Origin of the sequence: Clostridium sp. 10cd* (assembly GCF_044336395.1) — a bacterium.
Lineage (GTDB): Bacteria > Bacillota_I > Bacilli_A > Erysipelotrichales > Erysipelotrichaceae > Clostridium_AQ > Clostridium_AQ innocuum.
The window spans coordinates 2911099-2924275 of record NZ_CP172347.1 but is presented as its reverse complement, the minus strand read 5'-3'; the positions used below and the strand labels follow the sequence as shown (position 1 = coordinate 2924275).

The following is a 13177-nucleotide window of genomic DNA, read 5'->3' as shown; positions in this document are numbered from 1 at the left end:
ATGAGAGAATATCTGTTGGAAAGAATCGCAGCTACTAAAGGAGTATACAAAACGAACTGTTATGATTTCTGCGATCAGAATTCACTGACCTTCATTTTCTTTCGATTGCAATTTTAGGCTAACTGTATTTGCAGTTTACCGCAGACACATAGCAGAAGGAAGAATACGAAAGCTCAGATATTCCTACTTTTTTGCTATACTTTCTCTTTTTTAGCACTCAAGTGTTGACAGTGCTAAAAACTGTGCTATAATAGCATTAGCAATCAAAGAGTGAGAGTGCTAAAAAAGGAGCGTGATCGTATGAACTTTGATAAAATGAGTGAAAAGCTGCAGGAGATTATCATGCAGGCAGTGGAAATCTGCAAATCGTATCAGCATACAACCGTTGACACCATCCAGATGCTGAAGGCCATCTTTGAACATGATGTGCTGGATGGCTTATTCAAGCGCCTGAATATAGATAAGACAAGAGCCCTGACGCTGATCGATCAGGAAATGAACAGAGTGGCAACCAGCAGCAATGTCAATCCACAGCTGTCAAACGAGGTTGCTCAGTCCTTTTCCAGGGCGGAGCAGTGGAGTGCCGGTATTCAGGAAACCTATCTGAGTGTTGCCAGTGTTTGGATTGCGTTGATGTTTAATAAGTCCTATATATCCAAGCAGCTTGTTAAGGAATTCCATCTGAATGAAAAGACCTGCAAGGATGAGGAGCTGAAGCGCAGAGGCGGTAAGAAGATGGATTCACCGAATGCGGAGGCCAATCTGGAGGCGTTGAGTAAATACGGACGTAATCTGGTGGAGGATGTCAAAAACGGTAAAATCGATCCGATTATCGGACGGGATGATGAAATCCGCCGTGTCATTCAGATCTTGTCCCGTAAGACAAAAAACAATCCGGTGCTGATCGGTGAACCAGGTGTTGGTAAAACCGCGGTTGTGGAAGGTATTGCATGGCGTATTATGAAGGGCGATGTTCCACAGTCTCTGAAGGAAAAGAAGCTGATTGAGCTGGATATGGGTTCTCTGATTGCGGGTGCGAAATACCGTGGTGAATTTGAGGAGCGTCTGAAATCCATTCTGGAGGAAGTGAAGCAGGCAGAAGGAAATATCATTCTGTTTATCGATGAAATTCACAATCTTGTCGGTGCCGGTAAAACAGAGGGCAGCATGGATGCCGGAAATATGCTGAAGCCGATGCTGGCACGAGGTGAGCTGCGCTGTATCGGGGCAACCACCTTCAATGAATACCGACAGTATATTGAAAAGGATGCGGCTTTGGAGCGGCGGTTCCAGCGAGTTATGGTGCAGGAGCCCAGCGTGGAGGATACCATCTCCATCCTGCGTGGGTTAAAGGACCGCTTTGAATCATATCACGGTGTGAAGATTCTGGATGAGGCGATTCTTGCCGCAGCAACGATGTCCAACCGCTATATTACCGACCGGTTTCTGCCGGATAAGGCAATTGATTTAATCGATGAGGCATGTGCCACACTGCGGGTGGAAATGGAGTCTATGCCGCAGGAGCTTGATGAGCTGCAGAGAAAAATCATGCAGCTGCAGATTGAAGAAACCGCATTAAAGAAAGAGGAAGATAAAAAGGCGAAGGAGCGTCTGGAGGATATTCGTACAGAGCTTGCACAGCTGCAGGCGGAAAAGGACTCCCTGTATACAAAGTGGGAGGATGAAAAGGCAGAGCTGGAGGAAAGCAAGGATGCCAAGGTTCGTCTGGAGAAGGCAAAGCTGGATCTGGAGCAGGCACAGAATGAAGCACGTTATGAGGATGCCGCCAAGCTGCAGTATGCGACGATACCGCATCTGGAGAAGCTGATTCGCGAACAATCCGACAAACAGAAGGAGGATGCCCTTATTCAGGAAACCGTCAACGAGGAGCTGATTGCGAAAATCGTATCCCGCTGGACCGGTGTGGAGGTCAGCCGTCTTGTGGAAAGTGAACGTCAGAAGCTCCTGCATCTGAAGGAAGCCTTACAGAAACGTGTCATAGGACAGGATAACGCACTGGAGCTTGTCAGTGATGCCATTTTGCGAAGTAAGGCTCAGATTCAGGATGAGCATCGCCCGATTGGAAGCTTTCTGTTTCTGGGACCAACCGGTGTCGGTAAAACTGAGGTTGCCAAGGCACTTGCGGAGCAGCTGTTTGACAGTGAATCCCATATCGTCCGTATTGATATGAGTGAATATATGGAGAAGCACAGCGTTTCCCGTTTGATAGGAGCGCCTCCGGGATATGTCGGCTACGATGAGGGCGGACAGCTGAGCGAGGCTGTGCGTCGCAATCCGTATTCCATTATTCTGTTTGATGAGGTTGAAAAGGCACATCCGGATGTATTTAATGTTCTTCTGCAGATACTGGATGATGGACGCATTACCGATTCCAAGGGTGTGACTGTGGATTTCAAGAACACCCTGCTGATCATGACCAGCAATCTGGGAAGTCAGTTCGCCTTTGATGGTGCTGATCGTGATACCAATTATATGAATGAAGTGAAGAAATATTTTAAACCGGAGTTTATTAACCGTATTGATGAAATCGTTGTCTTCAATGCATTGAATGAGGATATGCTAGGTAAGATTGCTCATAAATTCATGAGGGAGCTTACACAGCGTCTTGCGCATAAGGATATCACATTACAGGTTAGTGATGCTGTATACAGAGCTATTGCCACACAGGGTGTAGATCCGTTATATGGTGCACGACCGATGAAGCGTTATATCCAGAGAAATATTGAAACTTTGATTGCCCGCAGGATGATTGAAGGAAATGCAGGTAAGGACGATACCATCCGTGTGGATGTCAGAGATGGGGAATATACAGTTGAGATAACCCATTCTGAAAATTGATAAAGCTGCGTACACCCGTTACAGGGTTGCGCAGTTTTTTTTGCGCGCTTGTGACTGGACACAGGTGAATTCCTGTATTTCCAGGGTAGTCAGAACATCGTTTCCGGTATACGAAGCATTTTTGTAAATTTTTTAAAAAATTTTAGGAGTTTTGTATGTTTCATACGTATATAAGAGTATATAGGAAAAAAAGGAGGATACTACCTATGGAAAAAGAATATGCAAAGGATTACCCGATCCCCTTTCACAATGATGTTTTCTTCAAATACATGCTGATTGGGGACGATGCAGGCTCTGCATTGCTGAGAAGCAGAATCATCGAAGAAATTTACGGACTGAAGGTCCATGAAACGAAGGTGCTAAACCCGGAGCTGCTGCCGGAAGCTTTTTTTGGCAAACGTGCGGTTTTGGATGTCGTGCTGGAGGATGAAGCCGGCCATTTTTACGATCTGGAAATGCAGGTATCCGGCTATACGCAGAAGGAACAGCTGCGTTTTCAGCAGTATGGCTACCGCCTGGTCGGAAGACAGCTGAAGCAGGGAGACGAATATACAGAGCTGAAGCCGTTTTATCAGATTATCTTTATGAATGATAAGCCCAGGGATGGCGGACGCATGATACGCCACTACAAGGTAAAGGATGAGGATAATCAGGAGGAACCCAACGGTACATTGAATCGAGCCATCGTGTTTCTACCGATGATCAAACAGCGTGTAAAGGAGGTTGGAGGCGTGGAAAATCTGACAGAATTTGAAACTTTCTGCTATGTGCTTGCATATAATCCGGATGATGCTATACTAAACATGAAGAGAAGGATGGTGAACGTGGTTATGGAAAAATATAATGAAATGCGTGAGGACGGATCATTGTTCAGCTGGGCGGAATCGGTGGAGTTTGCGGAGCAGGCAGTACAGGCCAATTTGGAGGAGCGAACTGCAGAAGCTGAAAAGCTGGGGCTTGAAAAAGGTCTTAAAAAAGGGCTTGAAAAAGGGCTTGAAAAAGGTCTCGTAAAAGGAAAAAGAACAATGTTAAAAGCACTGCTTATCCATAAGTACGGTATTGATGATGATTGGGTGGATACCTTGAGCGAACAGCAGCTGGATGATGTTGTTGTTCAAATTCTGGATTGTGCTACATATGATGCCTTAAAAGAGAAAATGGAAAAGAATAAATCAGAATAGAAATAGAAGAATGCAGAATTTCATTGGATTAAAATTCTGCATTCTTTTTTTATGATGAAGCTCTACACTACATTATCTATATAGAAATATTGGAGAAAATAATGAAAATCAAAAAAAATAGGACAATTTCATATGCTGTGGCACGCTGGTTGCTAACAAATAGGGTGAACCGTAGAAAAATGAAAGGAGGAGAACTATGAGAAGAGCTGTACATTTCGGAGCAGGCAGTATCGGACGAGGGTTTATTGGAGAACGCCTGCATGCATCCGGATATGAGGTAGTCTTCGCAGATGTGAATGAAGATCTGATTAACATGATCAATGAGGAGCAGGGATATGAACTGCAGCTGATCAATCATGATCTGCAGTCGCTGTATATTGATCATGTCCGTGCGCTATCAACGCTGGGAGATAAAGAGAAGCTGCTGTGGGAGCTTGCGCATTGTGATTTAATCACCACCTCTGTCTGGCCAAACAATCTGCCTAAAATAGCACTATCGTTTTGCATCTTCCAAACAAAATATTAAAGAGGAAGATGCAGTCATCTTTATCAAAGTGCTGGAAGCATTTCTTAATGTATAGCATATTCCCTGGCTATCAGAACTGAATCAGAAGAGCACTTTCTGCAGCTTATAATTAAACCTATGCATGTTAGCTGCTGCAAGCCTACTCAGAAGTTGTTTTTTCCTTTGAAGTATGGTATCTTGTTCATGGTGATACCTCATGATGATACTAATTGCTCCGGCAAAACGTATGCGTCCAACAATTGATTTTATGGATCACAAACGCATGCCCTGCTTCCTGCCGGAAAGTGAACGGCTTGTTACATATCTGAAAACAAAAAAGCAGGAGGAATTAAAAGCCATGCTGAACTGCAGCGATGCCATTGCCGAATGGACATACAACAGCTATCAGCACATGGATGTGAATGTCTCCTGTGTGCCGGCACTGCTCAGCTTTGACGGTATACAATACAGCTATATGGCACCGGATCTTTTATCGGAGGAATACTTCGTTTATGCAGAACGGCATCTTCGCATTTTATCCGGCTTATATGGTATTCTGGAGCCCTTTGACGGCGTCGTACCCTATCGTCTTGAACTGGACAGTCCCTTTCATACACCCTTTTGCACAAGCCTATATGATTTCTGGGGAAGCAAGCCCTATCAACGGCTGATTGAAGAGGATAAGCAGATTCTGGATTTATCCAGCAAGCAGTACGGCAGGCTCATAAAAAGGCACTTGGATCCGGATGTACACTTAGTCAGTGTCTACTTTCTGGAAGAAGAAGAGGGCAGGCGCAGGGAAAAGGGTGTTTATGTGAAAATGGCAAGAGGTGAAATGGTGCGCTGGCTGGCTGAACAGAATATTCAGCAGTTTGAGGATGTAAAGCGCTTCTGCAGACTGGGCTATCGCCTTGATACTGCGGTCTCGGATGATAAGCAGTATCACTTTGTGCGCAAAGCGGACTGGAAACGAAGCAAATACAAAGCTGTTTAAGAATGACGGTGTTTTAAACGGGAGTTGAACAGAAATTGAAACATTACGCAAGGCCCTGACACCGGTTTGCTTGGAATCAGCTTTCAGAAAAGGAGATTACAATGAAAATACAAACAGAAATATGCTGTGGCAGCTATAATGATGCACTGCAGGCAGAGCAGGGTGGTGCTCTCCGTATTGAATTAAACAGTGCCTTACACATGGGAGGACTGACACCGAGTGTCAGCTCTTTAAAGCTGGTTAAGCAGCATACGCAGCTAAGCGTCATGGCAATGGTTCGCCCTCGTGGAGGAGGCTTCTGTTATGAGACTGCAGACTTTGCACAGCTGTTGGACGAAGCTAAAGAAATGCTGGAAAATGGAGCGGATGGTATTGTATTCGGCTGTCTGCATGCGGATGGAACTATAGACGAGCAGCAGAGTGCCCAGCTGGTTGCAATGGCTCATGCAGCAGGGAAAACAGCGGTATTCCATCGGGCCTTTGACTGTACACCGGATCCGTTCGCTGCGATAGAAACGCTGATCGCACTTGGCGTAGACCGCATCCTGACAAGTGGACAGCAGCCCAAAGCCATGCAGGCGCTAACACTGTTGAGGAAGCTGCAAAACATGTACGGTTCCCGCATTGAGCTGCTGGCAGGAAGTGGGCTGCATGCTGATAACGTACAGCAGTTTCTGGTGGAAAGCGGAATTTGTCAGGTGCATTCCTCCTGCAAGGACTGGAAAAAGGATGTGACTACGATCCGTAAATCGGTAAGCTTCTCCTATGCACCACAGCCGCATGCATCCGACTATGAAATCGTAAGTGCGCAAAGGGTTCGTGCATTTCTTGCGGCAGTAAAGAGCGTGTAATCATAAGTGATAAGCTTTATGAAAGGAAAACGATGACCGTAGGGGGAGTGTCGAATTGCATATCCTACTATGTTGAAGGATGGAGGGAGAATCAGCTATGAGAACAGTCAGGTTGACCGTAACGAAGAGTGCATGCCGCAGCGGGTATTGTAAACAGGGAGATAGCTTTGTTGTGAAGGACTTATGTCCGCCTCTATGTCATGAATTCTGGAATTCAATATATCCAAGTGTTTATGCATTATTGAATGGTGCATTGCTGGATTATGGAGAACAGCGGGCAACGCAGTTTGATGCAAAATGCCCGGATGGCGGCAGAGTATGTATCCATGGAGAGCTCATGGAAGAAAATCGGACAGAATAGAAATGAGTTTCTGCCTGCTTAGGGATAACAGTAAAATGAAACATGAACTAGATGGATGAAAAGGCAGGTGTTGGATTTGCGTTTGCACACCTGGCTTTTTTATATACAGAGCAGTCATTTAGGTATGTTAAGATTTTTCCTGCTATTAAAAGGCTTTCTTCCAATACACAGGATCCTTTTTCACCAGACTGAGTATTCCCCTTTTTAGAATATCCTTTGAATGCATCATCATTTTATGTATATGCATCTTCTTTTTGAGTAAGCGTTTGGAAATAATGCAGCTTTTTTAAACCGGTATATGCATGATGCATTGTCTGCACAACAGGCTGAAAAGCGGCTTGCAATGTGTGTTTTTATGTTATCTTGTCTGCGACTCTTGAAATTTCCCTATAATAAGGGTAAACTTATCACATGAAGTTTTTTGTCAAGGCAGGGAAAGTAACATGTTTGGATATGTAATTGTCAATAAACCGGAGCTTAAAATAAAGGATTTCGATACCTATCAATCCTTTTACTGCGGCCTGTGCAAAGCACTCCATGAGGATTTCGGTCGCAGAGGTCAGCTGACCTTAAATTTTGATCTCACCTTTCTGGCGATTCTGCTTACGGCATTGTATGAGCCGGAGGATCAGCTCGTCAGGGAGCGATGCGTTGTTCATCCGATGCACCGGCATGTAAAGCGGGAGAATGCTTATCTTCGCTATGCTGCGGATATGACGATTATTCTGACCTATCTGAAGTGTGAGGATGACTGGAAGGATGAGCATCGGCTGCAGGCCAGAAGCATGCTATCGCTTTTAAAGCGTCCGATGAAGCGTATGGAAGAAGCCTATCCCCATAAGATACAGGCAATCCGTGAGGCTTTGCAAAAGACAGCGGAGCTGGAGAAGGCGCAAAGCCGTGATCTGGACAGGCTTTCCTCCTTGAGCGGTGTGATGATGGCGGAAATCGTTACCTACCGGCATGATGAATGGTATGATACACTATATCGTCTGGGAGATTATCTGGGAAGGTTCATCTACATCATGGATGCCTATGATGATGTGGAAGACGATCGAAGGAAGGGACAGTTCAATCCGTTTCTTGAAAAAAGCGGGCAAACGGATTTTGATGAACGTGTCAAGGTCATTCTGGAGCTGATGATTTCCAACAGCGCCGATGCATTTGAAGCACTGCCGATTCTGCGGCATGCGGATATACTGCGTAATATCCTGTATGCGGGAGTCTGGACGAAATATGAAATGGTAAGAAAGAAAAGAACAGGTGAAAAAGATGGATGATCCGTTTAAGATATTAGGGGTGTCAAGGGATGACAGTGAGGATGAAATCAAGCGTGCTTATCGCCAGCTTGCGAAGAAATATCATCCCGATGTAAACAAGGAACCCTACGCTGAAGAGAAATTCAAGCAGATACAGAATGCTTATCAGCAGGCACTGGATTATAAAAAGAACGGGGGAGCATTCGGACAGAATTTCAACGGCTACCAGCAGAATACCTATCAGCAGTCATTTTCCAATGATTACCAGGCAGCTGTCAGCTATATAAACATGGGGCGTTTTCAGGAGGCGATTCAGGTGCTGAACAGCATTCAGAATCGGGATGCATCCTGGTATTATCTGTATGCCATCAGCAATTACAGTATCGGGAACCAGATTGCGGCGATGGAGGCGGCAGAGCGAGCATGTCAAATGGATCCGTCCAATCAGCAATACCGTCAGCTATATGCACAGATGCAGTCCGGAAGAACCCGCTATCAGAGTATGCAGAGTCCCTTTGGCGGTGGAGGATCAAATTTCTGCTGTCAGCTGATCTTATGCAATATGTGTCTTGGCGGGGGATGCTGTCCGGGAATCTATCTGTGCAGATAAAGTCGCATGGTTTGCGGCGTTAGCCTATGTACGCAGAAAGGTAATCAAAACAAAAAGAGGAAGAGGTATGCAGAAATTGCGGTACCCGGCTATTCATAAAGAAGATGCCCTGCGACAGAACAGGCGATTGCCCATGTACGAAACAGAAAAGCAAAGGATCAATTTCATCAGGTTCGTAAAGATGAAATTGATCCTTTTTGTCTCAAATGCATTGCGTGCCTACTGTATCGCACATAAGAACGCAGGCTGTATGTTTTTTACCTCTCCTCAGCCTGACGAAAGGCACCGTTGTGCGTTTCCTTTGCTCTGTACAAAGCCTCATCGGCAGCCTTGATCAGCTCCATATAATTATCATTGGGGCAGGCGATAATAGCACCGGAGGATAAAGTGATTGCGGGCATATTTCGTTTCTGGGCTTCCTTCGCCAGTGACAGATTGATATCCTCCATGATTTTTTCCGCTACACGGTAGTCACGCGTATTGGATACGAAGATGGCGAACTCATCTCCATGGAGTCGTGAAGCATAATCGACTGTACGGATTCGACCGACAATCATCTGTGCCGTCAGACGGATAACCTCATCACCGGCGGAATGCCCATATTGATCATTGACAGATTTAAAATGATCGCCGTCAATCATAATCAGGATTCCATTCTCATCCTCCTCCATTCCCTGTATGTGATGCTTAACTGTACTGCGGAAGGATTTCATATTCATCATACCGGTCAACTCATCGATGGCTGCAGCCTTCTGGGCAGCCTGCAATGCAATTTCCAAACGCTTCTGTGTCTGACCCAGCTCCACATAGGCCCCCTTTAATTCACGGTTTTTCAGCTCTCTGCTGATCTGGCTCAGTACATATATCAATATGATTTCCAGTATGAGCAGAGGAATCAGCCAGATTTGCAGGGTTGCGGACAGCATGGAATATACGGGTACGAGAATAAGATAATCAAACTCGTTTCCCTGCTGGATCAGTCCGAAGTATTTCTGATTCTGATAATCAACCAGCTGCATACCGTCATCCTTCAGAAGCGAGTTGAAGTCGGTGGAAAAGCTGTTTTGAAAATCATAGAAGGCCTGTGCATAGGAAGCCTCATCCTCCAGCTTCTTTCGATCCTCCTTTGAAATTGAGGAATCGGCCTGCTTCAGCTTGTTGTTTGCCTCTGTCAGCTGTTCTCTGTTTTCCTCAGTACTCTGCATCAGGTTTCCGCCTAGATAATCCTCCTCACTGCTACCGATGATGGTGCCTTTTTTATCAAAAATGATCAGCTGCTCCTTATCATATGCCTGTAAAGAGGCGACAAGCTTCTGTATGTTTCCCATTTTTATATCATAGGCAAACACGGTTTTCTGATCCGGCTGCAGCTGTGAAATGGTGGATAGAATATAATGATTGGCAAAGCTCATATACGGCGGAGTGAACACGATTTCACCCTTCGCATCCACTGCATTGCGGTACCACGGACGTGTTGTGGCATCATATCCGCTTTTTTCATATTGCTCATAGGGCGTATCCCAGCTGTATAAATAGGAGTTCCTATAATACATATACAGGCCGTCAAAGGTATCACCCTCAATAGCCTGCAGCTGCTTATCCAGCTTTTTCAGATACTTCCAGATGACTGCCGGCTTTGGCTCTGCTTCCACCTCCCTTTCAAGCATGGTTGTGAACAGCTGAAAGGAATGCCGGTAATCATCCATAACACTTTGTACTTCCTCCTGTGACTGCAAAGCATGCGCATTCATATCCGCTTGGATTTGCCGGTAGGCATGATTGCCTATGATGATGCAGGCGGCAAGGTTGATAATCAGAAAGCCTGCGACATACCACAGCTGATGCTTTTTAAATAAACTGCGTTTCATATGGAACCTCCTCATTGGTTTCGCCATAAAAGTTGAGTTTTAAGAAATATCTGTTATGTTCATTTTATCACAAAAAGGCGTAGTGCACATAAGAAAAGAAATTCAGTATGCATTCTTTTAAATTGGCTGAAAAGAATGCCTGTAATATCAACAAATGAAAGAATATTTCATATCGTATTTTATTAGCTGGCGGCTTTCAGGGCGGCTGGGCAAGGGTGGTGGTTGATGCATTTGAAAGAGCTTGTCTGTGGAAAATCATCACCGAGGGGAAAATAGTGGTGGAAATATGTTTGCGTTTGTGAAAAACTGCACGATAAGCATTGACAAAGTAAGGAATTAGAGTATGATATATATGGATATTAACCAAGGGTAACATTTAGAAAGTTGGTAGTTGATTATGACGACATTGGATAACATTAAACCCGGACAGGGTGGCATTATACGGGCAGTTGGCGGGCAGGGGGCGCTGCGCAGACGGCTGCTGGATATGGGATTGACGCCGCGTACGAACGTGCATGTAAACAAGGTGGCGCCAATGGGTGATCCCATGGAGCTGAATCTGAGAGGCTATGTTCTGACGCTGCGTCTGGAGGATGCCGCTAAGATTGAGGTAGATACGGAGGGGGCGAAATGAAGGATGTACTAATCGCACTGGCCGGTAATCAGAATTGCGGCAAGACGACACTCTTCAATCGGCTGACCGGCAGCAACCAGCATGTGGGGAATTTTCCCGGAGTAACCGTGGAAAAGAAAATGGGGCAGATCAAATCGTTTAAGGAAGCTGCCTTGGTCGACCTGCCGGGAATTTATTCCCTGTCTCCTTATACGAGTGAAGAGGTGGTGACAAGGGATTTCATTTTAAAGGATGATCCGGATTTGATCATCAATATCGTGGATGCTACGAATATTGAACGAAACCTCTATCTGTCTTTGCAGCTGATGGAGCTGCAGAAGCCGATGGTGATTGCGCTGAATATGATGGACGAGGTGACGGCGAGTGGAAACAGCATTGATGTGCATACGCTGAGTGAGCATCTGCGCTGTCCGATCGTGCCTATCTCCGCAAGCAAAAATGAGGGGATCGATGAGCTGATCCGTGTGGTGAAAAAGCAGATTCGGGATGGAAAACAGGCAGTAAATCTGGACTTCTGCAAGGGAGAGGTTCACCGTGCCATTCATTCCATAGCCCATATTATAGAGGATCATGCGAAACAGGCAAAGGTTCCCATGCGTTTTGCCTCTACCAAGCTGGTGGAGGGAGATGAACCGATGCAAAGGGAGCTGAAGCTGCATCAGGATGATATCGATATTATAGAAAAAATCGTAAAAAGCATGGAGGATGCCTTACAGACAGACCGTGAGGCTGCACTGGCAGATATGCGCTATTCCTATATAGAGGAGCTGGTGGCTGACTGTGTTGTGAAACGGCATGCATCCTCAGCACAGGTGCGCAGCGAGAAAATTGACGGGCTGCTGACACATAAATATCTTGGCATACCGATTTTTATTCTGATCATGCTGTGCATTTTCTATCTGACCTTCGGTCCGATTGGCGGTACTATGCAGACGCTGCTGGAGGATGGGATTGCCGTAGCATGTGATCAAATGGCTAACCTGCTGGCGTCCATGCAGGTCAGTGACTGGCTGCAGGCGCTGATCATAGACGGTATCTGCAACGGTGTGGGAAGCGTACTGTCCTTTCTTCCTGTGATCGTAACGCTGTTTTTCTTCCTGTCTTTGCTGGAGGACAGCGGGTATATGGCCCGGGTGGCGTTTGTTATGGATAAGCTGCTGCGTAAAATCGGCTTGTCGGGCAGAAGCTTTGTGCCAATGCTGATTGGCTTTGGCTGCAGTGTGCCCGCTATCATGTCCGCCCGTACACTGAGCAGTGAGCGTGACCGGAAAATGACCATCGTTGTCACTCCGTTTATGTCCTGCAGTGCCAAGTTGCCAATTTACGGTATGATAACCGCTGCATTTTTTCCTGAGCATACTGCATTGATCCTGATCAGTGTATATCTGATTGGTATCCTTGTGGCAATCCTGTCTGCACTGTTGCTGAAAAGCACAATGTTTAAGGGAGACAGCGTGCCCTTTGTAATGGAGCTGCCTTCCTATCGTATACCGAGTGCAAAAAGTGTAGTGCTGCATATGTGGGAGAAGGCTAAGGATTTTCTGCGCAAGGCATTCACGATCATCTTTGTGGCCAGCATCGTTATCTGGTTTTTACAGAGCTATGATTTTTCCTTCACTGCAGTTGCGGATTCCGCAGATTCCATGCTTGCCAGCATCGGCACCTGGATTTCTCATATGTTTGCACCGCTGGGATTTGAGGACTGGAGAGCAAGTACCGCACTTGTAACCGGAATCACGGCAAAGGAAAGTGTTGTTTCCACGCTGAGTGTACTGACCCAGACAAACAGCGATGCCGGTTTGAGTGCTGCTTTGCAGACAATTTTCACACCGGTTTCCGCCTTTGCATATCTGTGCTTCACGGTATTGTATATGCCATGCATTGCCGCCTTCGCCGCAACAAGAAGAGAACTGGGATCCATCAGGCAGGCGCTGGGAGCTGTCGGCTACCAGACGATGGTTGCCTATCTTGTCGCATTCCTTGTCTTTCAGATCGGAAGTATGTTCTTCTGATTGGACAAAACCTGTATTCCTGCATATACTAAAGGTGAACAGG

11 protein-coding genes are annotated in these 13177 nt (G+C 45.8%); 10 read left to right on the top strand and 1 reads right to left on the bottom strand.

The features are described from left to right. Window positions 1-300: 300 nt before the first annotated feature. The 8 genes from ACG3M1_RS14485 to ACG3M1_RS14450 all read left to right on the top strand — a co-directional run bounded on the left by ACG3M1_RS14485 (window position 301) and on the right by ACG3M1_RS14450 (window position 8620). Window positions 301-2859, top strand: a complete 2559-nt coding sequence (locus tag ACG3M1_RS14485; RefSeq protein WP_022300323.1) for an ATP-dependent Clp protease ATP-binding subunit — start codon at window positions 301-303, stop codon at window positions 2857-2859. A gap of 206 nt (window positions 2860-3065) precedes the next feature. Beyond that, entirely contained in the window at window positions 3066-4040 is a 975-nt protein-coding gene (locus tag ACG3M1_RS14480) for a PD-(D/E)XK nuclease family transposase (protein ID WP_009271007.1), read from the top strand. Window positions 4041-4236: 196 nt separating this feature from the next. Further along, window positions 4237-4566 (top strand): mannitol dehydrogenase, encoded by a 330-nt coding sequence (locus ACG3M1_RS14475; protein WP_008817566.1) that lies wholly within the window; start codon window positions 4237-4239, stop codon window positions 4564-4566. Window positions 4567-4762: 196 nt separating this feature from the next. Further along, a complete protein-coding gene (gene yaaA, locus ACG3M1_RS14470; protein WP_009271006.1) occupies window positions 4763-5539 on the top strand; it encodes a peroxide stress protein YaaA in 777 nt (258 codons plus the stop codon). A 101-nt stretch (window positions 5540-5640) separates the two neighbouring features. Next, complete coding sequence (locus ACG3M1_RS14465; protein ID WP_008817564.1) at window positions 5641-6390, top strand: copper homeostasis protein CutC; 750 nt, start codon at window positions 5641-5643, stop codon at window positions 6388-6390. A gap of 97 nt (window positions 6391-6487) precedes the next feature. Continuing rightward, the gene (locus tag ACG3M1_RS14460) at window positions 6488-6751 is read left to right on the top strand and encodes a TIGR04076 family protein (protein ID WP_008817563.1); all 264 of its coding nucleotides are present in this window, start codon (window positions 6488-6490) and stop codon (window positions 6749-6751) included. Window positions 6752-7194: 443 nt separating this feature from the next. Then, entirely contained in the window at window positions 7195-8031 is an 837-nt protein-coding gene (locus ACG3M1_RS14455; RefSeq protein ID WP_008817562.1) for a DUF5685 family protein, read from the top strand. Next, the gene (locus tag ACG3M1_RS14450) at window positions 8024-8620 is read left to right on the top strand and encodes a tetratricopeptide repeat protein (protein WP_395814276.1); all 597 of its coding nucleotides are present in this window, start codon (window positions 8024-8026) and stop codon (window positions 8618-8620) included. The genes ACG3M1_RS14455 and ACG3M1_RS14450 overlap by 8 nt, the downstream gene beginning before the upstream one ends. Window positions 8621-8877: 257 nt before the next feature. On the opposite strand, the gene ACG3M1_RS14445 is transcribed toward ACG3M1_RS14450, so the two are convergent. Beyond that, the gene (locus ACG3M1_RS14445) at window positions 8878-10488 is read right to left on the bottom strand and encodes a sensor domain-containing diguanylate cyclase (protein WP_009271005.1); all 1611 of its coding nucleotides are present in this window, start codon (window positions 10486-10488) and stop codon (window positions 8878-8880) included. A gap of 397 nt (window positions 10489-10885) precedes the next feature. Between ACG3M1_RS14445 and ACG3M1_RS14440 the strand changes: the two genes are divergently transcribed. Both ACG3M1_RS14440 and feoB read left to right on the top strand, forming a co-directional pair. Further along, on the top strand, window positions 10886-11122 hold the full coding sequence (locus tag ACG3M1_RS14440) for a FeoA family protein (protein WP_008817560.1): 237 nt from the start codon (window positions 10886-10888) through the stop codon (window positions 11120-11122). Next, window positions 11119-13134: a ferrous iron transport protein B gene (gene feoB / locus ACG3M1_RS14435; RefSeq protein WP_022300187.1), complete on the top strand. Its 2016-nt coding sequence runs from the start codon at window positions 11119-11121 to the stop codon at window positions 13132-13134. The genes ACG3M1_RS14440 and feoB overlap by 4 nt, the downstream gene beginning before the upstream one ends. Window positions 13135-13177 lie beyond the last annotated feature (43 nt).

Coding starts and splice junctions, on each gene's coding strand:
- ACG3M1_RS14485 (WP_022300323.1), top strand. CDS start 301: ATGAACTTTGATAAAATGAGTGAAAAGCTGCAGGAGATTATCATGCAG.
- ACG3M1_RS14480 (WP_009271007.1), top strand. CDS start 3,066: ATGGAAAAAGAATATGCAAAGGATTACCCGATCCCCTTTCACAATGAT.
- ACG3M1_RS14475 (WP_008817566.1), top strand. CDS start 4,237: ATGAGAAGAGCTGTACATTTCGGAGCAGGCAGTATCGGACGAGGGTTT.
- yaaA (WP_009271006.1), top strand. CDS start 4,763: ATGATGATACTAATTGCTCCGGCAAAACGTATGCGTCCAACAATTGAT.
- ACG3M1_RS14465 (WP_008817564.1), top strand. CDS start 5,641: ATGAAAATACAAACAGAAATATGCTGTGGCAGCTATAATGATGCACTG.
- ACG3M1_RS14460 (WP_008817563.1), top strand. CDS start 6,488: ATGAGAACAGTCAGGTTGACCGTAACGAAGAGTGCATGCCGCAGCGGG.
- ACG3M1_RS14455 (WP_008817562.1), top strand. CDS start 7,195: ATGTTTGGATATGTAATTGTCAATAAACCGGAGCTTAAAATAAAGGAT.
- ACG3M1_RS14450 (WP_395814276.1), top strand. CDS start 8,024: ATGGATGATCCGTTTAAGATATTAGGGGTGTCAAGGGATGACAGTGAG.
- ACG3M1_RS14445 (WP_009271005.1), bottom strand. CDS start 10,488: ATGAAACGCAGTTTATTTAAAAAGCATCAGCTGTGGTATGTCGCAGGC.
- ACG3M1_RS14440 (WP_008817560.1), top strand. CDS start 10,886: ATGACGACATTGGATAACATTAAACCCGGACAGGGTGGCATTATACGG.
- feoB (WP_022300187.1), top strand. CDS start 11,119: ATGAAGGATGTACTAATCGCACTGGCCGGTAATCAGAATTGCGGCAAG.